The organism is Corynebacterium sp. p3-SID1761 (genome assembly GCF_055862885.1).
Genome location: NZ_JBSQBJ010000006.1, coordinates 16,485 through 41,782, shown reverse-complemented (window position 1 = coordinate 41,782; position 25,298 = coordinate 16,485). Strand labels below are relative to the sequence as shown.

The 25,298-nt window shown below is 59.1% G+C and carries 30 protein-coding genes and 1 pseudogene; 24 read left to right on the top strand and 7 right to left on the bottom strand.

Features of this window, described 5'->3' with window-relative positions:
• Position 1 precedes the first annotated feature (1 nt).
• Genes ACWXWJ_RS04865 through ACWXWJ_RS04855 form a run of 3 tightly spaced genes read left to right on the top strand, consistent with a single transcriptional unit; the run spans position 2 to position 2,858 of the window.
• The gene (locus ACWXWJ_RS04865; protein ID WP_448307983.1) at positions 2-1,018 is read left to right on the top strand and encodes a FecCD family ABC transporter permease; all 1,017 of its coding nucleotides are present in this window, start codon (positions 2-4) and stop codon (positions 1,016-1,018) included.
• The gene (locus tag ACWXWJ_RS04860; RefSeq protein ID WP_434826288.1) at positions 1,015-2,067 is read left to right on the top strand and encodes a FecCD family ABC transporter permease; all 1,053 of its coding nucleotides are present in this window, start codon (positions 1,015-1,017) and stop codon (positions 2,065-2,067) included. Before ACWXWJ_RS04865 ends, ACWXWJ_RS04860 begins: the two co-directional genes overlap by 4 nt.
• On the top strand, positions 2,064-2,858 hold the full coding sequence (locus tag ACWXWJ_RS04855; protein ID WP_473963706.1) for an ABC transporter ATP-binding protein: 795 nt from the start codon (positions 2,064-2,066) through the stop codon (positions 2,856-2,858). The genes ACWXWJ_RS04860 and ACWXWJ_RS04855 overlap by 4 nt, the downstream gene beginning before the upstream one ends.
• Here the strand turns inward: ACWXWJ_RS04855 and ACWXWJ_RS04850 are convergent.
• Positions 2,855-3,778, bottom strand: a complete 924-nt coding sequence (locus ACWXWJ_RS04850) for a siderophore-interacting protein (RefSeq protein ID WP_473963705.1) — start codon at positions 3,776-3,778, stop codon at positions 2,855-2,857. The genes ACWXWJ_RS04855 and ACWXWJ_RS04850 overlap by 4 nt on opposite strands.
• Positions 3,779-3,972: 194 nt before the next feature.
• Positions 3,973-4,335, bottom strand: a complete 363-nt coding sequence (locus ACWXWJ_RS04845) for a hypothetical protein (protein ID WP_473963704.1) — start codon at positions 4,333-4,335, stop codon at positions 3,973-3,975.
• Between the two features lie 656 nt (positions 4,336-4,991).
• Between ACWXWJ_RS04845 and rplN the strand changes: the two genes are divergently transcribed.
• Genes rplN through rplE form a run of 3 tightly spaced genes read left to right on the top strand, consistent with a single transcriptional unit; the run spans position 4,992 to position 6,232 of the window.
• Positions 4,992-5,363 (top strand): 50S ribosomal protein L14, encoded by a 372-nt coding sequence (rplN, locus tag ACWXWJ_RS04840; RefSeq protein WP_293791601.1) that lies wholly within the window; start codon positions 4,992-4,994, stop codon positions 5,361-5,363.
• Positions 5,364-5,678: a 50S ribosomal protein L24 gene (gene rplX / locus ACWXWJ_RS04835; protein WP_005291939.1), complete on the top strand. Its 315-nt coding sequence runs from the start codon at positions 5,364-5,366 to the stop codon at positions 5,676-5,678.
• Between the two features lie 2 nt (positions 5,679-5,680).
• A complete protein-coding gene (gene rplE / locus ACWXWJ_RS04830) occupies positions 5,681-6,232 on the top strand; it encodes a 50S ribosomal protein L5 (RefSeq protein ID WP_448307987.1) in 552 nt (183 codons plus the stop codon).
• 108 nt (positions 6,233-6,340) lie between these two features.
• On the opposite strand, the gene ACWXWJ_RS04825 is transcribed toward rplE, so the two are convergent.
• Positions 6,341-6,745 carry a hypothetical protein gene (locus ACWXWJ_RS04825; RefSeq protein WP_473963703.1) on the bottom strand — a complete coding sequence of 135 codons (405 nt, stop codon included), beginning with the start codon at positions 6,743-6,745 and terminating at the stop codon, positions 6,341-6,343.
• 583 nt (positions 6,746-7,328) lie between these two features.
• On the opposite strand from ACWXWJ_RS04825, the gene rpsH reads away from it, so the two are divergent.
• From rpsH to rplQ, 16 genes are all read left to right on the top strand, one after another.
• Positions 7,329-7,727: a 30S ribosomal protein S8 gene (gene rpsH / locus ACWXWJ_RS04820; RefSeq protein ID WP_293791597.1), complete on the top strand. Its 399-nt coding sequence runs from the start codon at positions 7,329-7,331 to the stop codon at positions 7,725-7,727.
• A gap of 18 nt (positions 7,728-7,745) precedes the next feature.
• A complete protein-coding gene (gene rplF, locus ACWXWJ_RS04815; RefSeq protein WP_293791596.1) occupies positions 7,746-8,282 on the top strand; it encodes a 50S ribosomal protein L6 in 537 nt (178 codons plus the stop codon).
• Positions 8,282-8,686: a 50S ribosomal protein L18 gene (rplR, locus tag ACWXWJ_RS04810; RefSeq protein WP_293791595.1), complete on the top strand. Its 405-nt coding sequence runs from the start codon at positions 8,282-8,284 to the stop codon at positions 8,684-8,686. Before rplF ends, rplR begins: the two co-directional genes overlap by 1 nt.
• A gap of 40 nt (positions 8,687-8,726) precedes the next feature.
• Positions 8,727-9,380, top strand: a complete 654-nt coding sequence (rpsE, locus tag ACWXWJ_RS04805) for a 30S ribosomal protein S5 (RefSeq protein WP_293791594.1) — start codon at positions 8,727-8,729, stop codon at positions 9,378-9,380.
• A gap of 3 nt (positions 9,381-9,383) precedes the next feature.
• Complete coding sequence (rpmD, locus tag ACWXWJ_RS04800; protein ID WP_293791593.1) at positions 9,384-9,569, top strand: 50S ribosomal protein L30; 186 nt, start codon at positions 9,384-9,386, stop codon at positions 9,567-9,569.
• A gap of 2 nt (positions 9,570-9,571) precedes the next feature.
• Complete coding sequence (gene rplO, locus ACWXWJ_RS04795; protein WP_005291915.1) at positions 9,572-10,021, top strand: 50S ribosomal protein L15; 450 nt, start codon at positions 9,572-9,574, stop codon at positions 10,019-10,021.
• Positions 10,022-10,299: 278 nt separating this feature from the next.
• Entirely contained in the window at positions 10,300-11,634 is a 1,335-nt protein-coding gene (secY, locus tag ACWXWJ_RS04790) for a preprotein translocase subunit SecY (RefSeq protein WP_293791592.1), read from the top strand.
• Positions 11,631-12,176 carry an adenylate kinase gene (locus ACWXWJ_RS04785; protein WP_293791591.1) on the top strand — a complete coding sequence of 182 codons (546 nt, stop codon included), beginning with the start codon at positions 11,631-11,633 and terminating at the stop codon, positions 12,174-12,176. The genes secY and ACWXWJ_RS04785 overlap by 4 nt, the downstream gene beginning before the upstream one ends.
• Positions 12,177-12,329: 153 nt before the next feature.
• Positions 12,330-13,124 (top strand): type I methionyl aminopeptidase, encoded by a 795-nt coding sequence (gene map / locus ACWXWJ_RS04780; protein ID WP_473963702.1) that lies wholly within the window; start codon positions 12,330-12,332, stop codon positions 13,122-13,124.
• Positions 13,125-13,314: 190 nt separating this feature from the next.
• On the top strand, positions 13,315-14,508 hold the full coding sequence (locus ACWXWJ_RS04775; protein ID WP_293791587.1) for a dicarboxylate/amino acid:cation symporter: 1,194 nt from the start codon (positions 13,315-13,317) through the stop codon (positions 14,506-14,508).
• 232 nt (positions 14,509-14,740) lie between these two features.
• The gene (gene infA / locus ACWXWJ_RS04770) at positions 14,741-14,962 is read left to right on the top strand and encodes a translation initiation factor IF-1 (RefSeq protein WP_005519800.1); all 222 of its coding nucleotides are present in this window, start codon (positions 14,741-14,743) and stop codon (positions 14,960-14,962) included.
• Positions 14,963-15,205: 243 nt separating this feature from the next.
• Positions 15,206-15,574 carry a 30S ribosomal protein S13 gene (rpsM, locus tag ACWXWJ_RS04765; RefSeq protein ID WP_005291872.1) on the top strand — a complete coding sequence of 123 codons (369 nt, stop codon included), beginning with the start codon at positions 15,206-15,208 and terminating at the stop codon, positions 15,572-15,574.
• Positions 15,575-15,577: 3 nt separating this feature from the next.
• The gene (gene rpsK, locus ACWXWJ_RS04760; protein ID WP_005291870.1) at positions 15,578-15,982 is read left to right on the top strand and encodes a 30S ribosomal protein S11; all 405 of its coding nucleotides are present in this window, start codon (positions 15,578-15,580) and stop codon (positions 15,980-15,982) included.
• A 26-nt stretch (positions 15,983-16,008) separates the two neighbouring features.
• A complete protein-coding gene (gene rpsD, locus ACWXWJ_RS04755; protein WP_034971104.1) occupies positions 16,009-16,614 on the top strand; it encodes a 30S ribosomal protein S4 in 606 nt (201 codons plus the stop codon).
• A 142-nt stretch (positions 16,615-16,756) separates the two neighbouring features.
• On the top strand, positions 16,757-17,770 hold the full coding sequence (locus tag ACWXWJ_RS04750) for a DNA-directed RNA polymerase subunit alpha (protein WP_473963701.1): 1,014 nt from the start codon (positions 16,757-16,759) through the stop codon (positions 17,768-17,770).
• A 55-nt stretch (positions 17,771-17,825) separates the two neighbouring features.
• Positions 17,826-18,383, top strand: a complete 558-nt coding sequence (rplQ, locus tag ACWXWJ_RS04745) for a 50S ribosomal protein L17 (protein ID WP_293791575.1) — start codon at positions 17,826-17,828, stop codon at positions 18,381-18,383.
• 360 nt (positions 18,384-18,743) lie between these two features.
• Here the strand turns inward: rplQ and ACWXWJ_RS04740 are convergent, their stop codons facing one another.
• A complete protein-coding gene (locus tag ACWXWJ_RS04740) occupies positions 18,744-19,358 on the bottom strand; it encodes a cation efflux transmembrane domain-containing protein (RefSeq protein ID WP_448307991.1) in 615 nt (204 codons plus the stop codon).
• A gap of 66 nt (positions 19,359-19,424) precedes the next feature.
• Here ACWXWJ_RS04740 and truA point away from each other — a divergent pair, with 66 nt between their 5' ends.
• A complete protein-coding gene (truA, locus tag ACWXWJ_RS04735; RefSeq protein ID WP_448307992.1) occupies positions 19,425-20,318 on the top strand; it encodes a tRNA pseudouridine(38-40) synthase TruA in 894 nt (297 codons plus the stop codon).
• Here the strand turns inward: truA and ACWXWJ_RS04730 are convergent.
• A complete protein-coding gene (locus tag ACWXWJ_RS04730; protein WP_473963700.1) occupies positions 20,222-21,421 on the bottom strand; it encodes a hypothetical protein in 1,200 nt (399 codons plus the stop codon). The two genes, truA and ACWXWJ_RS04730, sit on opposite strands and share 97 nt — an antisense overlap.
• 219 nt (positions 21,422-21,640) lie before the next feature.
• On the opposite strand from ACWXWJ_RS04730, the gene eccB reads away from it, so the two are divergent.
• The gene (gene eccB / locus ACWXWJ_RS04725) at positions 21,641-22,924 is read left to right on the top strand and encodes a type VII secretion protein EccB (RefSeq protein WP_293791571.1); all 1,284 of its coding nucleotides are present in this window, start codon (positions 21,641-21,643) and stop codon (positions 22,922-22,924) included.
• Positions 22,925-23,067: 143 nt separating this feature from the next.
• Here eccB and ACWXWJ_RS04720 read toward each other — a convergent pair.
• A pseudogene (locus ACWXWJ_RS04720) lies at positions 23,068-23,724 on the bottom strand (S8 family peptidase); the annotation flags it as partial.
• Between the two features lie 212 nt (positions 23,725-23,936).
• Positions 23,937-25,121 carry an EsaB/YukD family protein gene (locus ACWXWJ_RS04715; protein WP_473963699.1) on the bottom strand — a complete coding sequence of 395 codons (1,185 nt, stop codon included), beginning with the start codon at positions 25,119-25,121 and terminating at the stop codon, positions 23,937-23,939.
• Between the last annotated feature and the right edge of the window lie 177 nt (positions 25,122-25,298).

The following is a 25,298-nucleotide window of genomic DNA, read 5'->3' as shown; positions in this document are numbered from 1 at the left end:
TTTGCTTACTTCGGCCGCACTCGTTGGTTTGGCTTTGCTGCTGGTTGTCTCCCTGTACTTGGGTTCCAAAGATCTTTCCATTGGCGAGGTGACCAGCATCCTCATGCATGGTCCGCACCCGTCCGCGCAGTCCGGCATTAATGCTGAACAGTCCGGCATCATTTGGGACTTGCGCGTTCCGCGTACCCTCTTGGCTGTGATCACAGGCGCAGCCCTGGCTATGGCGGGTGCCATTGCTCAGAGCTGGACCCGCAACCCCTTGGCAGATCCCGGCATTATCGGCGTGAACGCCGGAGCAAGTTTTGCAGTCGCCGCGGCACTGACCTTGGGCTGGGCAACGACGGTCGGAGAGCGGACACTTGTGGGGCTCGTGGGAGCTGCCGTCGCCGCTCTAATCGTGCTGTTGATTTCCCGCGTATCCCGTAACCCGCTAACTCTGGTACTGGTGGGCGTGGGAGTTACCTTTGCCCTACAAGCGGCCACGAACATGCTGAGCCTCTATTCTTCCGACACCCTGGAAGGGCTCCGTCGCTGGACTGTCGGCTCTACGGCTGGGCGGGGTATGGAAGACGTGGCCTTAGCTGCTTTAGGCCTAGCACTAGGTGCTCTATGTGGTGCGCTTGTAGCACGCCCGCTGGATCTACTTGCGATGGGAGAGGACTCCGCCCGTTCCCTTGGCAGCTCGCCCACGAGAACCCGCTTGTTGGCTGCCGCGGCGGTGATCATCCTCGCCGGCTCGGCGACTGCCACCGTGGGGCTTGTGACATTCGTGGGCTTCGCCGTGCCACACCTACTACGCCCGTTTACCGGCCCGGCACTTACCCGCCTCTTGCTACCAACTGCCATCGTCGGCGGTGCGGCTGTACTGCTAGCCGATATTGTGGGCCGCTTCGTCCTGCAGCCCAACGAGCTGGAAATGTCTATTGTCCTAGCTATTGTCGGCGCCCCAGTGATGATTCTGGCGGTGCGACGTAAGAAGAGTTCACCGACCTCGAATGACTCGGAGCTGGCGATATGAGCGATATGACGTCTATCCGTAGTATCAAGCGTTCACGAAGCAGACGCGTCCTGGCAGCCACATCGGGGTTCGCCCTCATAGCGGCCCTTTGTTATTGCTTAATCCTGGGGCAAGGTGCGGTGAAGCTCAGTCCGGTGGAAGTCATCGAGGTTCTCACCGGTGGGGGAACACAGCAAGCAATCAACGTGGTGTGGGATCTCCGCCTGCCTGTAGCAATCGCTACCGTTCTGGTCGGCGCCGCGCTGGGGCTGGCCGGCGCGTGGACCCAAACCATGGCTCGCAATCCGCTGGCCAGCCCGGACATTCTCGGTGTCTCCGGCGGCGCGGCGGTTTTGGTTGTGGCGGGTACCGTAGTCACCCGCCCTGCATGGAGTGAGGGGGTGCCGACGTTCTGGTGGCGTGCTGCACTCGCTTTGGTTGGCGCACTAGTGATCGTTGGTTTGCTCGTTCTACTCGGTGGTTTCGGGACGTCGCAGCGCGTAGTGGTCATCGGCCTGGCACTGTCGTTCCTCACGCAGTCTTTAGTGCAGTATCTTCTGCTCAGGGCTGACTTAACTCGTGCCACGGATGCCCAAACTTGGCTCGCTGGGTCCACCGGCTTTGTGCGTACGGAAGCTTTGTTGCCTATGGTGTTGGGCCTATTGCCCTTCGTGGTTTTAGGCCTCTGCGTTACGCGCGATGTCCCTCTTCTTTCTCATGATGACGCCACCGCGTCCACACTTGGTGTAGATGTCACGAGGGTGCGCGCTATTTTGCTCATCGCCGCAACGGGCATTGTCGCGGTGGTGGTTTCCTTTGTCGGCCCAATTGGATTCGTGGCACTGTTGGCTCCTCAGCTGGCCAAGCTGGTGGCCGGAACGCCCACGCCCCATCCGCTGTGCTCTACTTTTGCAGGCTCCGCTCTATTGGCCGCGTGCGCCGTCGTGGCGGGCGCACTGCCATTTACGTCCCCTGTGGGTTTGGTTACCGCCATCATTGGTGGACCCGCGCTGGTGTTGCTTGTGTGGTTGGCGGCCCGTCGCGGAACTCTGAAAGGAATGGTTCAATGAACGTTCAAGTTGATCACGTCACCGTGGGCTACAACGACGGCCCAAGCATTGTTAAGGACGTGTCTTTCACTGCAGAGCCCGGGAAGGTCACCACGCTCTTAGGTCCCAATGGTTGTGGTAAGTCAACGCTGCTCAAGACGCTTTCTCGGCTGCTTGCTCCCACCGAAGGACGTGTTCTTGCAGAGGATAAGGACGTGCATAGTTTGGGGGCACGCGAAGCCGCCCAACTAATTGCACTTTTGCCACAACACCCTCTGTGTCCGGCGGGGTTGACTGTTGGAGAACTCGTGGAACGCGGACGGCACCCTTATCGTCGATCGCTCTGGGGTGGGGGAGCGACGGCGTCAGAAGATAAAGAAAAAGTGCGCGAGGCGCTGAAGAAGACGAAGGTTGACCATCTTGTTGCCCGCGACGTGGCGGAGCTTTCTGGCGGCCAGCGGCAGCGGGTCTGGATGGCGATGGTGCTGGCGCAGGATACGCCAATTGTGCTGTTGGATGAACCGACTACGTACCTAGATCCGGCACATGCGATAGAGATTCTAAGTATCGTGCGGGAGCTCGCTCAAGAGGGCAAGACGGTGATTACCGTGCTTCATGATCTTGGCCTGGCGGGAGCTTTTAGCGACGAGATGATCGTCATGAAGGAGGGGGAAAAGATCGCCGAGGGTTCTCCGAAAGAGGCTCTGACGGTGGATGTGTTGCGCGAGGCATATGGCCTGAATGCCGAGGTGTGGGAAGATCCCCGCGGTATGGCTCCGATCATTGTGCCGCGAGGAATTGTGGCTAATTAGGGGCGCGCCCTGCCGAGGAACCAATAGGGGCACCACTGCACGGATTCGCTATCGAGACCCCACGTATAAATTGCATGATGCCGAACTTCCTTGCAAAGCTGGCCCTCGCCCGCGACCCAGACGTACTTTGACTGCGTTGCAGGGTGCTGAGAATGGTCAAGCCCTCTCAAATGCGCAATGGTGGTTTCGCTAAATTTCTCAGAAGGGGCGAACAGGATGTCGAGGCTGCCCAATTCATCTTCCCAGTTGGGGTTGAGCAATGGTTCTAGGTCATTGGGGCTCTCGGCAATCATGCGGACATGCATGTCTTTCAATTGATCTGGTGCGAATGCGTGGGTGTACTCCAGGATTGCGCGCACTGAGGGTGCTGCGGACGGATCGGCGATCAAGGTTTGGGAGCGTCGCCCGCGATGCCATAGCCCCTGGCAGGTCCAGATTGCCACCTGATCGCCAGTTTGGGCACTCAAAACCCAACGGAGACCAGGGCCAACGGTCTCATGGCTGGGGGTAGTGACGCCATGCGTCACAACGTCAAAAGTCAGCTGTCCAGCCTCAGGATTCAGCGAGCGGACGGTGTACCACCGCAGGTGAGGACGTAGCTCATCTGGCATGGCAGCTACGCTGGCGCGAATATTTGCGCCGCCGGCATGAATTGGTAAATGAAGCTTGCCACTGGCCACTTGCGGCATAAAGAGCCCGAAGAATTCATCTGGGCCGGAGAGTTTGAAACCAACTAGTTCCGGGGATTCGATGACAATGCGGCGGAGGTGTTGTGCAGGAGCGCTGACGTTGCACACCGTGGCGCGGATGATGTGGTGCTTGGGTTCGCTAGGGGCCATAACAAGTTCATGGTCGACGAACGCTGAGCGATAAGCGTCGCTTGCGGTTGAGGGATCCAATACGAGCTGCTGCAGTGACATAGTAAAAGTGAGCCTACCCTAACCTCATATAGGGTGGCAAAGGGGAAGGGAGTGGGAGGGGCAGGATCGTAGCGATCTTAGGAACAGCAAAAGCACCCCGCGGTGATCGTGTATCGCCGTGGGGTGCTTGAGGTTAACGGCCAACCAAACTAGTGGGTGACTGGAACCTGTGCTCTGGTAGAACGAAGGGGTTCTTACTTGAACAGGTTCGGGATCTTCTGGAGGTTGGTAGCTAGGGTGACGATGCCTGCAACCAGAGCGCCGATGGTGGTGATCAGGGCCACGACATCCGTGAGCTTCTTCTTGCCTTCGGTTTTTTCGTCCCAGCCGAAGAACTTGTTACCGGAGCCAGCTAGCGGCTGATCCTTGTCCTCTTCCTTCTCGCTGCCGTTCTCGTCGTTCGTGCCGTCGGTCTCGTCCTTGTTTTCGCCGTTCTGGGTGCCCTGGCCAGCGGAGCTGGAATTGGTGGCGGGCTCCTCAGCTACAGCGGTAGCGGTGCCAGCAACAGCAACGGTAGCGGCAGTGGTCAGAGCCAGCAGAGACTTCTTGAGCTTCATGTGTTTAAACCTCACGTAAGAAAAGTTGGTGTGTCGGCCTTAAACCGACCTTGGGTACGCAAAGTAACGTAGCACGACTATTGCCTGTGTGCATGGTGTCAATCTGCTGCCTAGCAGCTGTGGTTGCTGCGGAACTATTGCAGTCTTCGCTGGAGAAGACCGCTTAGGTACCCAAGGAGATTTTGAAGCCTCGCGATCCCTGTCGTCCTCTAGGCACGTTTTAAAAATGGGGAGATAGTTCAGTTTTCAATAATATCCCCATGTGGATGCGGTGATTTTCCACAGTCACAAGTGCAGGGGTTGCAAGATAGTGCAATATGAGCAAGAGCCCTGTTGGGGCGCATATCACACTCACATCACGCTGAGGATGAGGTGGCGTCAAAAGGTATAGAGAACTACCGTCGGGGGTGGGTTGAGCTACCCCCGCCGGAATAAATGGCGCCCCACGGGGCAGATTTCTGATACGGCGATTTTGTTAGCCGAGGGCGCGTGTGGAACAATATTCCAGTTGCCGAAAGGTGCAGTGTGCTCCATTGTGTGCTCGCAATGTGCATTCATGAAGAGCCTGGCGCTTTAACCGGCACAGACCGCGTGCGCGAGGGTCGGTAATCCCACGCACGATACGCAAAAATTCTAGGTCAAATTAGGAGACTCAAGTGATTCAGCAAGAATCGCGTCTGCGAGTTGCCGACAACACCGGTGCCCGGGAAATCCTGGTCATCCGTCCGCTCGGTGGTTCCGTTCGACGCTCCGCTGGTATCGGTGATGTCGTCGTAGCAACCGTTAAGGAAGCTACCCCGGGCGGCACCGTGAAGGCTGGCGACATTGTTAAGGCTGTCATCGTCCGCGCTAAGAAGGAGACCCGTCGTCCGGACGGCTCCTACATCGCATTCGATGAGAACGCTGCTGTCATCATCAAGGCAAACGACAACGATCCCCGCGGCACCCGTATCTTCGGCCCGGTCGCACGTGAGCTTCGCGACAAGAAGTTCATGAAGATCGTTTCCCTGGCTCCGGAGGTGCTCTAAATGAAGATCCGTAAGGGCGACACCGTACTGGTTATCTCCGGCCCGGACAAGGGCGCCAAGGGCAAGGTTATTGAGGCCTACCCGCAGCGCGACAAGGTCCTGGTCGAGGGCGTCAACCGAATCAAGAAGCACGTTGCAAACTCCGCTCCAGAGCGCGGCGCTGAGTCCGGCGGCATCGTTACCCAGGAAGCTCCGATCCACGTTTCTAACGTGATGGTCGTTGACTCCGACGGCAACCCGACCCGTATCGGCTACCGCTTCGACGAAGACGGTAAGAAGATCCGCGTGTCCAAGCGCAACGGGAAGGACATCTAACGATGAGCGAAAACTACACCCCACGTTTGAAGACTCGCTACCGTGAGGAAATCCGCGAGAAGCTGAACGGCGAGTTCAGCTACGAGAACGTCATGCAGATCCCGGGCGTCACCAAGGTTGTCGTCAACATGGGCGTCGGCGACGCAGCTCGCGATTCCAAGCTGATCAACGGTGCAATCGAGGATCTGACCAAGATCACCGGTCAGAAGCCGCAGATCCGTACCGCGAAGAAGGCTATCGCTAACTTCAAGCTGCGTGAAGGTATGCCCATTGGCGCTCGCGTAACCCTGCGCGGCGACCGCATGTGGGAGTTCCTGGATCGTCTGCTGACCGTCGCTCTGCCGCGTATTCGCGACTTCCGCGGTCTGAGTGACCAGCAGTTCGACGGCCACGGCAACTACACCTTCGGCCTGACCGAGCAGTCCATGTTCTATGAAATCGACGTCGACAAGATCGATCGTCCGCGTGGTATGAACATCACCGTTGTTACCACTGCAACCAACGACGATGAAGGCCGCGCACTGCTGCGCGAGCTGGGCTTCCCGTTCAAGTAAGAGCGAGCTGCTGAGTACAGCAGTATAGCAAGCCAAAACCCCGCTTCCCCCGAGATTTCTCGGGATAGGGAAGCGGGGTTCGTTGTTTATGTCGTGGTTCCAGGTTATTTACTTGGAGCCCGGGAACCCGGTGAAGGTCTTGACGATCTTGCCGATGAAGCCCAGAACGTCCTCGATCTTCTTCAGGGTGGAGGTGGAGTCATCCCAACCCAGCAGCTTGTCAACGGAGCCCTTCAGCTTCTGACCCTGCTCGCTGTCAGCGGAACCCTCAGCAGGCTTGGTCTCGTTGTCGTTCTCGTCGGCTGGCTTGGTCTCGTCCTCGGCAGCGCCTTCTTCAGCAGCGTTCTCGTCTGCGTTCTCCTCAGCAGCCGGCTTGGTGTCGGTCTCGTTGGAGTTCTCGGTAGCTGCGGTGACCGGAGCCTCCGGTGCTTCTTCAGCGACGGCAGCCGGGATACCAGCCATTGCTACGGAGGATGCTGCGGCCAGGGTGATGAGGGACTTCTTGAACTTCAAAGAATTTTCCTTCCATGAGGGGTGTATAGAACTGCGATTGTGCCGAGTCAACTGCGATTGATTGCGGCGCAAATAGTCTCGTACTTTGAGTACGTACAACATGTGTAGTGAATCACCAATCAACTTTTCAAGGCGTTACTCGCATTTGTGATACATCTCACGTAACGCCTTGTTTTCGCAGTTTAAAGCTAAGAGAAGATATGACACATCGCTTATTGGGTGTTCAGGAGTAGCATATTGGCTACTTATTTTGCGCTCCGTGGTGTCAAGGGCTGTGAGACCTTAGGTTCTGAATCTAGGGGCGTCATTTTCTCAACAGCGATTTGGGTAAACATGCAGGTGGTTGCTAGAGTTATCTGGTCTTGCGTTGCCCCATGCCTGAAAGGCTGGCTCGGCAACGTAAGCAGTGTAAACATCAAACCACTTTGTTGTAGGCCCCTCGCCCAATAGAGCGGCCGCGCGGACACGGCGGCGAGCACCCCACGTTATTTAGCATGGGGCGCGCTAGTAGCCAGCAAGCGCGCGGTACACGCAGTCTGGGTGGGCTGGGAACCGCAATGAGAAAGGCTATGGGTCAAAACTGATGACCATGACTGATCCCATCGCGGACATGCTGTCCCGCGTGCGGAACGCATCCAACGCGTTCCATGATTCCGTCTCCATGCCTTCTTCCAAGATCAAGGCGAACATCGCTGAGATCCTCAAGGAGGAGGGCTACATTGCTGACTTCACCGTCACCGACGCCAAGGTTGGCAAGACACTGGACATCGAGCTGAAGTACGGCCCGTCCCGCGAGCGTTCTATCTCCGGGCTGCGTCGTGTTTCTAAGCCGGGTCTTCGTGTGTACGCAAAGTCCAACGAGCTGCCACAGGTCCTCGGCGGCCTGGGTGTGGCCATCATTTCCACGTCCCACGGTCTGCTGACCGACCGTGAGGCACAGAACAAGGGTGTGGGCGGAGAAGTTCTCGCCTACGTCTGGTAACTAGAGGAGGTCTAAACCATGTCTCGTGTTGGCAAGGCACCGGTGGCTGTCCCCTCTGGCGTCACCATCAACATCAACGGCCAGTCTGTCGAGGTTAAGGGTCCGAAGGGCACCCTGAGCCAGGACATTCCGGCTCCGATCACCGTGGTGCAGGAAGGCGAGGAGATCCTCGTTTCCCGCCCGGATGATCACCGCAAGAATCGTTCCCTGCACGGCCTGTCCCGTTCCCTGGTCTTCAACATGATCGAGGGCGTGACGAAGGGCTACACCATCAAGATGGAAATCTTCGGTGTTGGTTACCGTGTGCAGCTCAAGGGCAAGAACCTGGAGTTCGCGCTGGGCTACTCCCACCCTGTGCTGATTGAGGCACCGGAGGGCATCACCTTCGCCGTGGATGGCAACACCAAGTTCTCCATCACTGGTATCGACAAGCAGCAGGTCGGACAGATCGCCGCGAACATCCGTCGTCTGCGTAAGGACGATCCTTACAAGGGCAAGGGCATTCGCTACGAGGGCGAGCAGGTCCGTCGCAAGGTCGGAAAGACGGGTAAGTAATGAGCAACACTGCACAAAACGAAAAGCGTCTGCCGGTGGGCAAGGACATCTCCACCCGCCGCCGCACTGCACGCGCACGTCGTCACTTCCGTATCCGCAAGAACCTCTCCGGTACCCCGGAGACCCCGCGTCTGGTTATTCACCGCACCTCTCGCCACATGCACGCACAGGTCATCGACGATGTTGCAGGCCACACCCTGGTCGCAGCTTCTACGATGGAAGCAGATGTACGTGCCATGGAGGGCGACAAGAAGGCACGCGGTGCGAAGGTTGGCCAGCTGATCGCCGAGCGCGCCAAGGCCGCTGGCATCGAGGCTGTTGTCTTCGACCGCGCAGGCTACAAGTACCACGGCCGCGTTGCCGCTTTGGCTGACGCTGCCCGCGAAGGTGGTCTGAAGTTCTAATGACCAACTCCACGAACAACACCAACGGAAGGAACGCGTGATGTCGGGACGTGAACGTAACGGCGGACGCTCCGCCGAGAACAACGACAAGAACGAGCGCAACGAGCGTAACAACCGCAACGATCGCAACAACGACCGTGGCGGACGTAACGATCGTCGCAACCAGCAGGATGAGCGCAGCCAGTTCATCGAGCGCGTGGTTACCATTAACCGCGTCTCGAAGGTTGTAAAGGGCGGTCGCCGCTTCAGCTTCACCGCGCTGGTTATCGTCGGCGACGGCCAGGGCATGGTCGGCGTCGGCTACGGCAAGGCTAAGGAAGTTCCTGCCGCTATCCAGAAGGGCGCTGAAGAGGCTCGTAAGAACTTCTTCCGCGTTCCGATGATCAACGGCACCATCACTCACCCGGTCCAGGGTGAGGATGCTGCAGGCATCGTCATGATGAAGCCTGCTGCCCCTGGTACCGGTGTGATCGCCGGTGGCGCTGTCCGCCCGGTGCTGGAGTGCGCCGGCGTGCAGGACATCCTGTCGAAGTCCCTGGGCTCCGACAACGCCATCAACATTGTCCACGCAACCGTCGCTGGGCTGAAGCAGCTGGTGCGTCCGGAAGAGGTTGCCGCACGTCGTGGCAAGTCCCTGGACGAGGTTGCTCCGGCCGCTATGCTGCGCGCACGTGCAGCAGGACAGGGGGCATAAGAAATGGCTTTGAAGATTACCCAGACCAAGGGCTTGGTCGGAACCAAGCCGAAGCAGCGCAATTCCATGCGCTCTCTCGGCCTGAAGCGCATTGGCCAGTCGGTTGTCCGTGAGGATAGCCCGATCGTTCGTGGCCAGATCAACGTTGTGCGCCACATGGTCGAGGTCGAAGAAGTGGCAGGAGAGTAAACATGAGCGATCCAATTAAGCTCCACGACCTCCGCCCCGCTCCGGGCGCCAAGAAGTCCAAGACCCGCGTTGGTCGTGGTGAGGCATCCAAGGGTAAGACCGCAGGTCGTGGTACCAAGGGCACCAAGGCTCGTAAGCAGGTATCGGCAGCATTCGAGGGTGGCCAGATGCCACTGCACATGCGTCTGCCTAAGCTGAAGGGCTTCCGCAACCCCGCCAAGATCACCTACCAGGTGGTTAACGTGGCTGACCTGGAGAAGGCTTTCTCCAAGGGTGGCGACGTCACCGTTGCAGACATCGTCGCTGCTGGCCTGGCTCGTAAGAACCAGCCGGTGAAGATCCTGGGCAACGGCGAGATCAGCGTGAAGCTGAACGTCACCGCTAACAAGTTCTCGGGCTCTGCAAAGCAGAAGATCGAGGCTGCCGGTGGCACCGTCACCGAGGCTAAGTAAGACTAGATAAGTTCTAATCAGACTTAGTTACTAACAATCGCCCTGTCGGCACGTAATGTGCTGGCAGGGCGATTTTTTGGGGGGCGAAGCGCAGTGGTGGGGAAGTGCCATTTGAAATAGCGCTTGTGGTAGGTGGTAGAGTGTCCTAAGCATTTGTCCTGTCTGCTAACCTGTACAGGTTGCAATTAGTGTCGCCTCACCGCGGGCGTATCTTGAAGTGCAGGTGCGCTAGCCAGTAGATCCCGCACTACGGAAAGAAACTACACAGGAGGCAAAGTTTGTCCGCCATCTCCTCGGCGTTCAAGAACGCAGATCTTCGTAAGAAGATCTTGTTCTCCCTTGCGATGATCATCCTCTATCGCATTGGCGCCCAGATCCCCACCCCAGGCGTGGATTACGGCTCGATTCAAGCGCAGATCAAGGGTCTGACCGATAACTCGGCCATGTACTCCCTGATCAACCTGTTTTCGGGCGGTGCGCTGCTGAAGCTTTCTGTCTTCGCCGTCGGCATTATGCCGTACATCACCGCGTCCATTATCGTTCAGCTGCTCACAGTGGTGATCCCGAAGTTTGAACAGCTGAAGAAGGAAGGCCAGTCCGGCCAGGCGAAGATGACGGAGTACACCCGTTATCTCACTGTGGCTCTCGCACTGCTGCAGTCTGCCGGCATCGTGGCGCTGGCGGATCGCCGCCAGCTACTGGGGCAAGGTGTGCAGGTGCTTAAGGAAGATACCGGCATCTTCGGCCTCGTCACCATGGTGATGATTATGACCTCCGGTGCGGTGCTGCTGATGTGGATCGGCGAGCTCATCACCGACCGTGGTATCGGCAACGGCATGTCCCTGCTGATCTTCGCGGGTATCGCAACGTCGCTTCCGGCACAGGGCGCATCAATCTTCTCGGGCTCCGGCGGCTTCGTCTTCGCCGGTGTCATCGTTGGCGTTCTGATCCTGGTTGTCGGCGTGGTCTTTATCGAGCAGGGTCAGCGCCGCATCCCGGTTCAGTACGCAAAGCGCATGATTGGCCGCCGCCAGTACGGTGAGACTTCCACCTACCTGCCGCTGAAGGTTAACCAGGCCGGCGTTATCCCCGTGATTTTCGCCTCCTCACTGCTGACTGTTCCGATCCTCATTACCCAGATCATCCAGTCCGGCAACCCACAGGCCGCCGGGCAGGACAACTGGTGGAACCGTAACGTCATGGCGGTACTGTCGAACCCGGCCGCCTGGCAGTACATCCTGGTTTACGTCGGCCTAATCATCTTCTTCTCCTTCTTCTACGTCTCTGTGCAGTATGACCCGTACGATCAGGCAGACAACATGAAGAAGTACGGTGGCTTCATTCCGGGCATCCGCCCGGGCCGTCCGACTGCGGAGTACCTTGGATATGTGATGAACCGTCTGCTGATCGTCGGTTCCATCTACCTGGCCGCTATCGCCGCCCTGCCGAACATCTTGATCAACATGGGTGTGCAGACGGCACAGGCCGGCGGACAGGGACAGATGCCATTTGGTGGTACCGCTATCCTGATTCTGGTGTCTGTGGCTCTGACCACGATCAAGCAACTCGAATCGCAAGTCATGCAGTCTAACTACGAAGGATTCCTGAAATGAGACTAGTTCTGCTCGGCCCTCCCGGCGCTGGTAAGGGCACCCAAGCATCCCTGCTGTCCGACTCTCTGAAGATCCCGCACATCTCCACCGGCGATCTGTTCCGCGCCAACATCTCCCAGGGCACCGAACTGGGCAAGCAGGCACAGGAGTACATGGATGCAGGCAAGCTGGTTCCCACCTCTGTCACTGCTGACATGGTTCGCGACCGCCTGAACCAGGAAGATGCTGCCAAGGGCTTCCTGCTGGATGGCTTCCCCCGCACCATCGAGCAGGCAGAGCTGCTGGAGAAGATGCTGCAGGACGACGGCCACTCCCTGGATGCCGTAATCAACTACGTTGTCTCCGAGGACGTTGTCGTCGACCGCATGCTGGCCCGCGGCCGCAACGACGATAACGAGGAAACGATCCGCACCCGCCTGGAGGTCTACCGCAACGAGACCGCTCCGCTGATCGATCACTACAAGGACATCCTGTTGAACATCGACGCAGAGGGCACCGTGGAGGATATCTCCACCACCACGCTGAACGCGCTGGACAAGTAAACTCCACGCAATCGCGCATCCCGCCAGCCGGCCCCACACGGTCCGACCTGGCGGGATTTGTGGTTATTCACCCCGTGAGGGTGGCGTCACCAAAGAAACAGACAAAAACACAACAAAGAAGCACACAACAAAGAAACAAGGACAGGCGAAACAATGGGTTTTCGGCGAAAGAACAAGAAGATCGCAGCGAAGACTCCCGAGCAGCTAGACGCTATGCAGGCGGCCGGGGAGATCGTCGGGCTGGCACTGCAGGAAGTGAAGAAGGCCGCTGCGCCGGGCAAAACCACTCTCGACCTTGACCGTGTAGCTGAGCAGGTTATCCGCGACCATGGTGCCGTGCCCACGTTCAAGGGATATGGTGGCTTCCCTGGATCGATCTGTGCGAGCCCGAATGACATGATCGTCCACGGAATTCCTTCGGAGGATGTTGTGCTGAAGGAAGGTGACCTCATCTCCGTCGACTGCGGGGCTACGCTCAATGGCTGGGTGGGGGACTCAGCGTGGACTTTTGGCATCGGAGATATTGCCGATGAACACGATCGCCTCAACCGCGCTACCGAATGGGTGCTGTACGAGGGGCTGAAGGCTATGGTGCCGGGCAACCGCCTGACCGATGTGTCCTGGGCGCTGGAGCAGGCCACCGAAGCCGCAGAGAAGAAGTTTGACGTAGAGCTGTGGATCGTCGACGGCTACGGCGGCCACGGTATCGGGCGCACCATGCACGAAGATCCGTACTTGGCCAACGAAGGCCGCGGTGGGCGCGGGCCAGAGATCCAGGAGGGCTCCGTCCTGGCGATCGAGCCGATGCTGGCGCTGGGCACTGCGGATTCCCATGTTCTCGACGACGAATGGTCAGTGCTTACCGATGATGGCAGCTTCGCGTCCCACTGGGAGCACACCGTCACGGCGACCGCTGATGGACCGCGCATCCTGACACCGCGCAAGTAGGGGTTTTCCTCCGCACTCTTTGTGACGCCCCCTGCCTGTGCGACCTCGCTGGCGTGAATTCGAGGGGCTTAAGGCGGGGAGAAGGGGTTAATGGGGCAAGGGCGATTATTGGGGCATGAAGTAGTCAGGGTACGCTAATCATTAATCGTTTCTTGAGGACCTACAAGCATGTGCAAAGGGAAGCGCCAGCATGAATCTATCCCGTCTTTTTAAATCACTGCTGTTCAAGATTATCGTTGCGATTATTTTGGGCATCGTATGCAGCCTGTTTTTCCCGGAATGGGCGGGGCGCCTGTTCGCAACGTTTAACGGACTGTTTAGTAACTTCCTGGGATTCTTCGTCCCGGTCTTGATTTTCGCGCTGATCGCGCCGGCAATCGCCAGCCTGGGGCGCGGGGCAGGCAAGTGGCTGGGTGTAACTGCTGGCATTGCCTATGTTTCGACCATCGTTTCGGGCTTGATTGCCTACGGCGTGGCCGAAGGAACGTACCCGTCTCTGCTCGGCAGCGACTCGATTATCGAGGCTGAAGACATCGACGCGGGCGCTTTGCAGCCGTTCTTCTCTGTAGAGATGGATCCGCCCATGGGCGTGATGTCCGCCTTGCTGCTGGCCTTTACTGTGGGCATCGCCATGGCCTCCATGCGTACCGAGGTGCTGTACAAGGGTGCTGAGGAGCTGCGCGAGGTAACGATGAAGGTGATTGAGAACTTCATCATCCCGCTGTTGCCGATCTACATCTTCGGTGTGTTCCTGACGATGGGCATGAACGGCAATCTGAAGCTGACGCTAACCCAGTTCTCGAAGGTGCTCATCCTCGCGGTCGTGATGACCTGGCTAATCTTGCTACTTCAGTACGTGTTGGCGGGAGTTTTTGCCGGGCGCAACCCGTTCAAGGCGCTGAAGAATATGATGCCGGCATATTTCACCGCACTGGGTACCTCCTCCTCCGCAGCGACCATTCCTGTGACCCTGGAGTGCACCCGTAAGAATGGCGTTACGCAGTCCGTGGCTGATTTCGTGGTGCCTCTGTGTGCGACAGTGCACCTGTCCGGCTCCATGCAGAAGATCGCCCTGTTTGCTTTCTCCATCGTCTACATGACGGGCATTGATATGAGCGCCGGTATGGCGTTGGGCTTCATTTTCTTGCTGGGCGTCATGATGATTGCCGCGCCGGGCGTGCCGGGTGGCGCCATCATGGCCGCAGTGGGGCTGCTGCAGTCTCAGCTGGGCTTCGACGATGGCCAGGTGGCGCTGATGATTGCGGCATACATCGCCATCGATTCCTTCGGTACTGCATGTAACGTCACTGGTGACGGTGCAATTGCGCTGACGGTGAACCGTTTGGCGAAGGGGCAGCTGCGCCGCGAGGAGCAGCACGCCTAAGCCTGCTACCACCGAGATATCGACGCTCACGCTGAATTTGAATGGTTCAGAGTGAGCGTTTTTGCATATGCGCAGGTCGCGTGTATTGTTAGCAGGTGGTGCATGAGGCTTTCGTCTCTGCTGGTGATCGGTAGAACGTCGAAAAGGCCAGCAGTGGAAAAGTCCATATGTGTGCCACATGTAGCAAAACATCACCCATCCAGCTATCTGAGCTGGGGAAACGTTGGAGGATATGGCAAAGAAGGAAGGCGCCATCGAGGTTGAGGGTCGCATTGTCGAGCCCCTGCCGAACGCGATGTTCCGTGTCGAACTGGACAATGGCCACAAGGTATTGGCTCACATTTCCGGCAAGATGCGCCAGCACTACATCCGTATCCTGCCCGAGGATCGCGTCGTCGTGGAGCTGTCTCCCTACGACCTGACCCGTGGGCGCATCGTTTATCGCTACAAGTAAATCGTTAAGCCTCCACACATCCAACCTGGGAATCGCTGTTAGCGCAGCGCTTCCTGGTCACTACCTCTGGCCGCGGCGGCCGGAGCCCTCCTTCCAACACTCCAATAGTTGGAATGTTGGTTTCGCACATTCAAGGCACCTGGTGCATGAACAGTCCCTTCCGTGACTGTGGGCGAAATACTCGAAGGATTAATAGGGACGAGTGTGGAGAAAACCGTCGCTAAACCGGAAGGAAAATGCCCTATGGCACGCCTTGCTGGTGTTGACCTGCCACGCGAAAAGCGCATGGAGGTCGCACTGACCTACATCTTCGGAATCGGCCCAGCCCGTTCCAAGGAGCTGCTGGAAAAGACCGGCATCTCCCCTGATCTTCGCTCCAAGGATCTGACCGACGAGCAGCTGTCCGCTCTGCGTGACGTTATCGAGAACACCTGGAAGGTGGAGGGTGACCTCCGCCGCGAGATCCAGGCCGATATTCGCCGCAAGATCGAGATTGGTTCCTACCAGGGCCTGCGCCACCGCCGTGGTCTGCCGGTTCGTGGTCAGCGCACCAAGACCAACGCTCGTACCCGTAAGGGCCCCAAGAAGACGATCGCAGGAAAGAAGAAGTAACCTATGCCTCCGAAGACTCGTTCCGGCGCGCGCCGTACTGGCCGTCGCGTCGTCAAGAAGAATGTGGCAAACGGCCACGCATACATCAAGTCCACCTTCAACAACACCATCGTGTCCATCACGGACCCGAAGGGCGCTGTGATTTCCTGGGCTTCCTCGGGCCACGTCGGCTTCAAGGGCTCCCGTAAGTCCACCCCCTTCGCTGCACAGATGGCTGCTGAGTCCGCTGCCCGCAAGGCAATGGACCACGGCATGAAGAAGGTTGACGTTTTCGTTAAGGGTCCGGGCTCCGGCCGCGAGACCGCTATCCGTTCCCTGTCCACCGCGGGCCTCGAGGTCGGCACCATCGCCGACGTCACCCCTCAGCCACACAACGGCTGCCGCCCGCCGAAGCGTCGTCGCGTCTAAAGAGAAGAAAGGATTAGGGATTAACAATGGCTCGTTATACCGGCCCCGCAACCCGTAAGTCCCGTCGCCTCCGCGTCGACCTCGTCGGCGGCGACAACTCCTTCGAGCGTCGCCCCTACCCTCCGGGGCAGGCTGGCCGTGCTCGCATCAAGGAGTCCGAGTACCTGCTGCAGCTGCAGGAGAAGCAGAAGGCGAAGTACACCTACGGCGTACTGGAGAAGCAGTTCCGCCGCTACTACGCAGAGGCCAACCGTCGCCCGGGTAAGACCGGTGACAACCTGGTCATCCTGCTGGAGTCTCGCCTGGATAACGTTGTTTACCGTGCAGGTCTGGCACGCACCCGTCGTCAGGCTCGCCAGCTAGTTTCCCACGGTCACTTCACCGTGAACGGCAAGAAGATCAACGTTCCCTCCTTCAAGGTCTCCCAGTACGACATCATCGACGTGCGTGAAAAGTCCCGTTCGATGCTGTGGTTCGAAGAGGCTCAGGAGAACCTGGTCGATACGATCGTTCCTGCTTGGCTGCAGGTCGTACCGGCAACCCTGCGCATCCTCGTGCACCAGCTGCCCGAGCGCGCTCAGATCGACATTCCGCTGCAGGAACAGCTGATCGTCGAGCTCTACTCGAAGTAAAGCTGACGGTCTAATTCGTTAGACTTACTTCGGATAGAACACCAAACGCGGTTTCTACCGTCCGCACCGTCCACCAAACCCGGTGGCGGTTGTCCCCGTAACGGCGTCATATAGCGGTCGCCGAAAAAGGAGAAGCTTAAACATGCTCATCTCGCAGCGCCCCGCGCTCACCGAAGAGTTCATCGATGATTCCCGCTCCCGGTTCGTTATCGAGCCACTGGAGCCGGGCTTTGGCTACACGCTGGGTAACTCCCTGCGCCGGACCCTGCTGTCGTCCATCCCGGGCGCAGCAGTAACCTCCCTGCGCATCGAGGGTGTTCTCCACGAGTTCACCACGATTCCAGGCGTGAAGGAAGATGTTTCCGACATCATCCTGAACATTAAGACCCTGGTTCTGTCCAGCGATTCCGATGAGCCTGTCTCCATGTTCATCCGCAAGGAAGGACCTGGCGAGGTTACCGGCGCTGACGTTGAGGTGCCGGCTGGTGTAGAGGTCCACAACAAGGATCTGCACATCGCCACCTTGAACGAGCAGGGCAAGCTGGAGATCGAGATGACTGTCGAGCGTGGCCGTGGCTACGTTCCGGCTGCTACAGCTTCTTCTGAGATCGGACGTATCCCGGTCGATCAGATTTACTCCCCGGTTCTGAAGGTCAGCTACAAGGTTGAGGCAACTCGTGTGGAACAGCGCACGGACTTCGACAAGCTGATCCTGGACGTGGAGACGAAGAACTCCATCACTGCCCGCGACGCCATGGCATCTGCAGGCAAGACCCTGGTGGAGCTGTTCGGTCTGGCACAGGAGCTGAACCACGAAGCAGAGGGCATCGAAATCGGCCCATCGCCGCAGGAAAGCGAGCACATCGCTGCCTACAGCATGCCGATTGAGGACCTGAACTTCTCCGTTCGTTCCTACAACTGCCTGAAGCGTGAAGAGATTCACACCGTCGGCGAGCTGGCTGCACGCACGGAGTCCGATCTGCTGGACATCCGTAACTTCGGTCAGAAGTCCATCAACGAGGTCAAGGTCAAGCTGGCTGGCTTGGGCCTGGGCCTGAAGGACGCTCCGGAGGGCTTCGATATCACCGATATCGAGGGCTACGACGCAGAGACCGGCGAGTTCATCGACACCGAGGGCGAGGACATCGCGGAATAACCCGGTGGTTAACCGCACGCGCTCACTGATTTAAAGATCCACACGAGGAGAACTAATGCCAACCCCGAAGAAGGGCGCCCGCCTGGGCGGTTCTGCTTCCCACCAGAAGAAGATCCTGTCCAACCTCGCTGCTCAGCTGTTTGAGCACGGCGCCATCAAGACCACGGACGCAAAGGCTAAGCTGCTGCGCCCCTACGTCGAGAAGATCATCACCAAGGCAAAGCGCGGCACCCTGTCGGATCGCCGCAACGTGCTGAAGCTCATCCCGAACAAGGAAGTTGTTGCTTACCTGTTCAACGAGCTGGCTCCGAAGTTCGAAGGCCGTCCGGGTGGCTACACCCGCATCATCAAGCTGGAGAACCGCAAGGGCGACAACGCTCCGATCTCCCAGATTTCCCTGGTGACGGAGCAGCTGGCCTCCACCGAGGCAGAGCGCGCTAACCGCGTTGCTGCTTCCAAGGCTAAGAAGGCTGAAGCTGAGGCTGAAGAGGCTAAGGCTGAGGAGACTCCGGCTGAGGAGGCTCCGGAGGTCGAGGCTGACACCGCGACCGACAAGGCCGCTGAGGCTGAGGCTGAAGAGGCTGAGGCTGATGAGGACGCTGAGGACAAGTAAGTCCGGCGCTTTCGCCTAGCTTTGAGGCGGGCCACGGTTACCCTTTTGGGTAGATCGTGGCCCGCCTTTGTCTTCTCTACTTTTTATTGTTGACGCCAACCGGCCCCATCTGCGCCCGATATCGCGTATGGCTTGGCATTTGCCTGTGTACCGACTGAACAGGGGAGGGTTCTGGGTGGGAATGTCGCTAGAACGGGAATGTGTTATTGGGAATCGATTGCAAGTTTCTAAAAGCGCAGGTCAGAGAGTTTTGAATTCAGCTGTTCCCAGATTTTGCATTGCAGATTCCCGATTCAACGACATTTCCCTGGGCGCTGCTGCCACATTCCCGATTCAGCGACATCCGCCAGCCGCGGATGGCTAGTCCATCTCCAACTCCGGCTCCTCCGCCCGTGCCTGTTCGAACACTTCCTTTGCCGCTGACAGGTTAATCAGACCGATAATCACACCCACCACAATGTCTGGCCATGCGCTGGCCCAGAAGAGCATAATCACTCCCGCTGCGAGGATAAGCAGGTTTGCCGCGGCATCGTTGCGCGCAGCCAGCCATGCACCCTGCACCAGGGCACTATTTGCTCCGCGCAGCCGCAGCAACAACACAGCGCACACCAAGTTGATAATGAGCGCGCCGATGGCAGTCGCACTCAGAGTCGCAGGTTCCGGTGGCGTCCCCGTCACCACTTTCCAGGCTGCCGTGCCGAATGCCGCGAAGGCTGGAATGAGAATCAGTCCTGCCAGTGCGTAGCTGGCCTTTCGTCGGCTGGCCACCGACCACCCCAGGGCGGTGAGTACCAACACGTTAATGAGAGTGTCTTCGAGGAAATCTGCGGCGTCGGCAAACAAAGCGGCCGAGCCGATGACCAGCGCAATCACAACCTCAACAAGAAAACCCAGGCCATTGAGAGCCGCAACCCACGCCACCAACCGACGGGCACGAGCATCGAGGGAGGATGCTGAGAATTCGCTGTCGTGCATGCAGACTAGACTAAGTCGCGCGCGATGGAAGCACCAACCGACCCTACCAGAGAAAGGCCACCGACCATGCCCGAGAATCCGCAGGATATTCCAGAGCTGATTCGGGTGCGTCTGGATGTTGCCTACGACGGCACGGATTTCCATGGCTGGGCAACCCAATCCGGTGGGCTGCGCACGGTGGCGGGGGTCTTGCAGGAGAAACTCTCGCTGGTCACGCGCCACCCTATTGAACTTGTTGTCGCAGGGCGTACCGACGCAGGCGTGCATGCCAGCGGCCAAGTGTGCCACGCCGACATTCCTGTTGATGCGTTTGCGCAGCGCTCGCTCACCCGCCCGGAGGATCTAGTGCGGCGCCTTTCCCGCATGTTGCCCTCCGACGTGCGCGTGCACGGCGCTCGTATGGCACCGAAGGGTTTCGACGCCCGATTCTCCGCGCTGCGCCGGCACTACATCTATCGCGTAACGACTCACCCGGCCGGCCCCGTGCCGGTGCGTGCCCGGGATACGGCCGCGTGGCGCCACCCGATTGATCTGGAGAAAACTCAGGCAGCTTCCGACGCGCTGCTTGGGTTGAACAACTTCGCAGCGTTCTGCAAAGCTCGTGAAGGCGCTACCACTATCCGTGAGCTGCAGGAATTCCGCTGGGTTGACGTCTCGACGGAGGCTGAGCCCCAGACGTACGAGGCACACGTGACCGCCGATGCTTTCTGTTGGTCGATGGTGCGCTCGTTGGTAGGAGCGGCCTTGACAGTGGGGTCGGGCAAACGATCCGAGGACTTTACTCCCGGGCTGTTGAAAGAGACAAAGCGTAGTTCCGCAGTGCCAGTCGCGCCCGCGGAGGGGCTGAACCTAGTGCGCGTGGACTACCCAGCTGATGAAGATCTCGCGGAGCGGGCGCTGACAACCCGTGCTAAGCGTTCGCCGGTGGGCATGGGCAACGAATCTCCCGCCGAGCCGTGATACAAACGCGGTTTGGGGGAGCGCGCCGTTGGAGGTAGCGCTGAAGCGCGCGCTGATCGCGCTGGTGAATGCGCCGCGCTTGTTGCAGTTTGTGCTGGCTGTGCCACCGGGGCAGGGGTGCGAGCAGGTGCGGTGACGGCGAAGAAGTTGAAGTATTCCCGATGATCCCCGTGGGCCAGGATTGCTCCCGTGCCAACTGCTGGCACTGCAATGCATACATCCACTGCCGCAGCACCGACAGCCTGCAGCCGGGCACGTCCCTGGTTCAAGATGTCCTCCGCGGAATCGAACCCGATACCACCGTGAACTCCCGTGTGAGCCCCCTGATGAGCCCTCTTCTGCGCATCGACCATTCTGTGTCTACCAGTATTACCGGCGACAGCGGGGGAGACCTCCACGAGCACAACATGTGTCTTAACGCCTGCAGCTCGCGTGGCATCCGCTGAATCGTCCACGGATCCAGCGCTCCCGAAACGCTGCAAATCGAAAATCTCCTCCGGCCAGTTCATTGACCCCTCAAGCGCACGCAGCTGTGCAGGGGTGCCGAACAGTGCGAACGTTGCGCCGGGAATGGGGTGGATCAGCATGGGTTCGCCTGCATCGGAAAGACCTACAAACCAACCGGGTACCGCCGGTACAGTCAGCTGCTCTGGTAACCGAGTCACCTGAGCCCCCACCGGTGGAGTCTCCACAGGTAGAGCCCACACTCCGCACCCGCTGGCAGCAAAAGGCATCCTAGCCGCCGCAGACTCGGGCACGCCCACCAGAGTGGCATGGGAATCGCCCAGCCAGCTGCGGCCGAAAGGTTGGGTGGGGATGATGGCGGTGGAAATGTGGGCGTCCACAAGAGAAAGACCCACACCACCCGCTAACTGGTCGCCGGCGATCCGCCGTGGCGACGGCTCACCCCACAATTTGTCGTGCACGCAGAGAAGGCGAAACCATCGCGTGTTCTGATCCGCGGTGGTGCGACCGCGGGTGAATACAAACCACCCCGCCACCATGCATGTGATGGCCACGGCGCCGCAAAGAACCCACGCCCACCAGGCAGCGTGTTCGGCATTGGACGCATCGGCTGGCATATCGGCAGCTAGAAATGCCACGAAGCCCATTATTCCCATCCCCCAAAGTATGAAATTACCCCGAATGCGAAGTTCCCCTCGCGCCAGCAATTCAACCATGGAATACTTAAGCGCGCTAGCGGGGGCTAGAAGAACGCAAAACAACTCAAAACAACGCAAGATATCAAGCGCATTAAAACAAGGGGGAGCGCAGTAATCATGCGCACAACGGGGATACAGGTTTCTGGATTTAATTTTCTATTGCGCAGACTGGAGCTTGCGCTGGTCATCGGTGATCCGCGCATGGCTCACGACCCATTGCGGAGTCAGCGGCGGGCACTTATTGTCGGTGTACTGCTGAGCCTGCTGATCGCGGGAGGTGCGGTGATGCTGGGGCTGCTGCGCCCGCAACCCAGCCTGGATGGCGCCGATCTCGTGGCCGATGAGACGGGCGCACTGCATATCCGCTTGGCCGATACCTATCATCCGATCACGAATGTCGCCTCAGCACGGCTGATTCTGCAGCAACCAGTCGAGGCGCAGAAGACTACCTCCGAGCAGCTTGCACAGGTGCCGTTGGGGGAGCCAATTGGCATTGGGCAGGTTCCGGGGTTGGTCGCTGCGCCAGAACGCGAGTGGCTTTACTGCGATCGGATCCGCGGCGGGCTAACAGGTGGCACAGGTGGTGCTGCTGCCGCTGGTGGCACGGGCACGGTCGTGGCTGCGGAGCACATCGATCCCCATCGCTTTGCTCTGCTGGCCGCCCCTTCGGGCTATTGGCTTATTGACGCCACCACTCGCGCCCGCATAACTCCAGACGCGGCAAGAGCATTTGGCACCGAGGCAGTGCCCGCCAGCGATGGTTTAGTCCAACAGTTCCGGCGGAGTCGCGATATCGCCATGCCCGTGGGGAAAACCAAGATGCCTGCACCCTTCGACGTCGCGGGGAGGATCATCACGGCTGGCGACCGGACATTTCTGGTGGACCGCAATGGGATTGGTGAAGTAAAGGGCGCGCGCCGCGACTTCGCTCTGGCCAGCAGTGCTATGCCGACCGTGGAAACTCCACTGGCGGAGGTGATGCGCCAGCCGAGCATTGATGTATTAGCGGGAATCCCAGAACTCGATGGGGACCAACCAGTTACCTGGGCACAACCGAAGATGGTGTGTGCCGGGCCGGAGGGACTGGCAGAACCCGTTGAACCAGGACGGACGAAAGGCACGACAGACGCGGTCAGTGGTTCCGCTCAGATTCGGGAAGTCCTCTCATCGGAAAAGCCGAGCGCATTCTACGGGCCGCGCGGAACCTCTGCATTACAGACGGAGCGCGGTTACGTGCTGATTAGTGACAACGGGGTCCGCTACTCCGTGGGCAGCGAAGCTGAGTTACATGCCCTTGGGTTCAATACACCGCGCAGTGTTCAGTTCTCGCGCGTAGCCTCGTTGCCCGACGGTGGCTTGCTCTCTGCGGACAAGGCTCGGCAGACGACCGTGGCGATGATGCCCAGCGCCAGTACAAGTGAGAGCACGATGGGGACGGAATAGTCTGTGGCCGTTGGCTCGTGCCGTGGGGTGCTGACGGTATACAGACCATAAGAAGCGTCCACTGCCGCGGATCCATCCTGCAGGTCAAGAGCCCTATCCAATGCTGCGGCGGGATTGACGACTCGCATTTGTTCGCCCATCCCTGGACCACTCGCGCCGGGCAACGCCGTGGTTAGAATCAGCTCTCGCACCTGCCGTGCGCTGAGTTGCGGAGCGACCTGCCACACTAAGGCCGCGGTACCCGTCACAACTGGAGCAGCAAAGCTGGTGCCTTCAAACGGTTCGGGATTACCGACGATGGTGTGCACCTGTTTGCCGACTTCCACCTGTCCTTCTACGGGCCCACCCGGCGCGAAAAGATCCACCCACTGAGTCGGCGCACTATACGGTGCGGGCACTCGCCCCTGATCCGCTGAAGTCTCCTTGCCACCAGTTCTTCCCACAGCCGTACGGACCCCTTCTGCCGTTCCTGCCCGCGGGGATACCGCTCCCACTGCCAGCACTGGATCCAAGCTAGAGGGGAAGGTCGGAACACCTGCCGGGCACTGACCTACGTTCCCGGTAGAAGCCACCACTAGTACTCCGGCTTTGTCAGCACGCCCGATGGCCGCACGTAGCTCCGCCGTATCTTCGCAGGCCACCATCGAAATATTAATGATCTTTACCCGGGCCTTCAGCGCCCGGTCGATTGCCCGAACAAGATCCTCTACCGTGCCCTCAGCCCGGTCGGGCGAGGCATTATGCCGAAAGGAAAATACTGTTACCTCCGGCGCCACTGTTCGCAGCACGCTAGTGACCATGGTCCCGTGCAGCACGCAAAAATCCCGGTCGCCCTTCACCCCTGGTGCGGCTGACCCCGTATCGATAACGGCCACGCTCACGTCGCGTCCCCGCGCCAAAGCATGCAAAGCGGGGTACGAGGGGGCGTCGATATCCGGTAAAGGCACAGTACCCGGTGCGGCGACGGTGCCTTCCTGGCAGGTGCCGCGCGGCGAAGAATCTTGAACGATCATTAGCCGATTCCCCGAATCGCTGCGAACAGCCCTGTAGTTTGCAGCGCCAGTGGGATGGCCACACAAAATGCGAAGGCTTCCACCATGTCGATGATCCGCCCCAGCATCGGTGAATTCACGCGGACAGCAGGTAGGGCGACCAGCACCAGGCATACCGCACCCCAATGCGTGTGGAGGGCTAACCACAGAAGCGTTGCAGCAGAGAGAACCGCTAGCGCGACCGAGTGCACAGGCCGAGTGCTCCGTGCGCTCACACCGAGCACCGCCACCATAAGCAATAGCGCCATCTGCCATATATCCAGTGGCTGCCCCCATGGAGTCAGCTGGTACACACAGGCGCCCAACACCACCACGATGCCGACGACCAGGGCGGAGTGAACCTCCACCACCTGGCCCGCGTGCGTGGGCGTGGGCTTGGTGAACACACCGGTCGCAGGAACCTTCGGCAGCTTGATGCCAGCTAGTCCGATGGCGATTTGCCCAGAATAAGCCAGTGCAAACATTGCCAATAGCAGCGTGAGCCCTGGCCAGAAGTTCACCGCTGCAAACACCACCCAGGTGATCGACACGATCCGTGCCGGGCCGCTGCGCCACACCAGGAGCGCCGCGACAAAACAGGCACATAGAACATTGACGTGCAGCCCCAACCCAAAGCCGAGGATCGCGGCGAGGTAACTGAAATTGCGATGGTGCAGAGAAGCCGCCGCTGCAGCGAGAGCGGCCACTGCTGTAGCCACGAGCGTTGCGATGTCTGCGGTCGTACCCAGATTAGTGACGCCCCCAGGACCAATAAGTTGATTATCCAACGGGTGCCACGCAGGTGCCGTCTGTAGGCCAAAAAGCGCAATGATGGCTGCCGCGACCCAGGCTGCGGGGCTCGTGGGAATGGGGCCGGAGAGCTCTTCGACTGCCTCAGCCGGTGGAGCGGGGATGGTGGCGGTTTGCAAGGTCAATGACTCGCCGGGACGCACACCGGCCTCCGCTAGAGTGTGCTGTGGTTGAACCTGGCCGACGGCGCGGTGGAGGGTCCAATGTTCCCCTGGTTTCGCGTCGACGAGGTGTGGGATGAGCTCCGCTACCGGTACATGATCGGCAATGGCGGCGTTGATGGTGGTGCCTTTTGCAGGCACGGAAATGCTGAGAGCCAGCACGTTATTCCCCCTGTTGAAAATGTATGAACGCATGTATGTGTGCGTGTGATGGGCACAAAATCCCCCCTGGATCTTGCGCCGATGTGGCTTACACGGCACAAATAGTAGCCGAGGGGAAAGGATTGCGCTTGCTCTGCGGAGTGAGCGAGGAAGGTTTAGAATCTAAAACCACATCCAAGGGGGTTGGATGGGGATTAACGGGGACAAACA

What these genes read in the sequence shown, in the direction of transcription:
- rpsD (WP_034971104.1), top strand. Translation starts at nt 16,009, where the DNA reads ATGGCTCGTTATACCGGCCCCGCAACCCGTAAGTCCCGTCGCCTCCGC.
- ACWXWJ_RS04860 (WP_434826288.1), top strand. Translation starts at nt 1,015, where the DNA reads ATGAGCGATATGACGTCTATCCGTAGTATCAAGCGTTCACGAAGCAGA.
- ACWXWJ_RS04750 (WP_473963701.1), top strand. Translation starts at nt 16,757, where the DNA reads ATGCTCATCTCGCAGCGCCCCGCGCTCACCGAAGAGTTCATCGATGAT.
- rplE (WP_448307987.1), top strand. Translation starts at nt 5,681, where the DNA reads ATGAGCGAAAACTACACCCCACGTTTGAAGACTCGCTACCGTGAGGAA.
- rpmD (WP_293791593.1), top strand. Translation starts at nt 9,384, where the DNA reads ATGGCTTTGAAGATTACCCAGACCAAGGGCTTGGTCGGAACCAAGCCG.
- map (WP_473963702.1), top strand. Translation starts at nt 12,330, where the DNA reads ATGGGTTTTCGGCGAAAGAACAAGAAGATCGCAGCGAAGACTCCCGAG.
- ACWXWJ_RS04740 (WP_448307991.1), bottom strand. Translation starts at nt 19,358, where the DNA reads ATGCACGACAGCGAATTCTCAGCATCCTCCCTCGATGCTCGTGCCCGT.
- rplQ (WP_293791575.1), top strand. Translation starts at nt 17,826, where the DNA reads ATGCCAACCCCGAAGAAGGGCGCCCGCCTGGGCGGTTCTGCTTCCCAC.
- rplX (WP_005291939.1), top strand. Translation starts at nt 5,364, where the DNA reads ATGAAGATCCGTAAGGGCGACACCGTACTGGTTATCTCCGGCCCGGAC.
- ACWXWJ_RS04850 (WP_473963705.1), bottom strand. Translation starts at nt 3,778, where the DNA reads ATGTCACTGCAGCAGCTCGTATTGGATCCCTCAACCGCAAGCGACGCT.
- ACWXWJ_RS04785 (WP_293791591.1), top strand. Translation starts at nt 11,631, where the DNA reads ATGAGACTAGTTCTGCTCGGCCCTCCCGGCGCTGGTAAGGGCACCCAA.
- ACWXWJ_RS04715 (WP_473963699.1), bottom strand. Translation starts at nt 25,121, where the DNA reads ATGCGTTCATACATTTTCAACAGGGGGAATAACGTGCTGGCTCTCAGC.
- ACWXWJ_RS04845 (WP_473963704.1), bottom strand. Translation starts at nt 4,335, where the DNA reads ATGAAGCTCAAGAAGTCTCTGCTGGCTCTGACCACTGCCGCTACCGTT.
- truA (WP_448307992.1), top strand. Translation starts at nt 19,425, where the DNA reads ATGCCCGAGAATCCGCAGGATATTCCAGAGCTGATTCGGGTGCGTCTG.
- rpsM (WP_005291872.1), top strand. Translation starts at nt 15,206, where the DNA reads ATGGCACGCCTTGCTGGTGTTGACCTGCCACGCGAAAAGCGCATGGAG.
- rpsK (WP_005291870.1), top strand. Translation starts at nt 15,578, where the DNA reads ATGCCTCCGAAGACTCGTTCCGGCGCGCGCCGTACTGGCCGTCGCGTC.
- ACWXWJ_RS04855 (WP_473963706.1), top strand. Translation starts at nt 2,064, where the DNA reads ATGAACGTTCAAGTTGATCACGTCACCGTGGGCTACAACGACGGCCCA.
- ACWXWJ_RS04775 (WP_293791587.1), top strand. Translation starts at nt 13,315, where the DNA reads ATGAATCTATCCCGTCTTTTTAAATCACTGCTGTTCAAGATTATCGTT.
- rplF (WP_293791596.1), top strand. Translation starts at nt 7,746, where the DNA reads ATGTCTCGTGTTGGCAAGGCACCGGTGGCTGTCCCCTCTGGCGTCACC.
- rplO (WP_005291915.1), top strand. Translation starts at nt 9,572, where the DNA reads ATGAGCGATCCAATTAAGCTCCACGACCTCCGCCCCGCTCCGGGCGCC.
- infA (WP_005519800.1), top strand. Translation starts at nt 14,741, where the DNA reads ATGGCAAAGAAGGAAGGCGCCATCGAGGTTGAGGGTCGCATTGTCGAG.
- rpsH (WP_293791597.1), top strand. Translation starts at nt 7,329, where the DNA reads ATGACCATGACTGATCCCATCGCGGACATGCTGTCCCGCGTGCGGAAC.
- rpsE (WP_293791594.1), top strand. Translation starts at nt 8,727, where the DNA reads ATGTCGGGACGTGAACGTAACGGCGGACGCTCCGCCGAGAACAACGAC.
- rplR (WP_293791595.1), top strand. Translation starts at nt 8,282, where the DNA reads ATGAGCAACACTGCACAAAACGAAAAGCGTCTGCCGGTGGGCAAGGAC.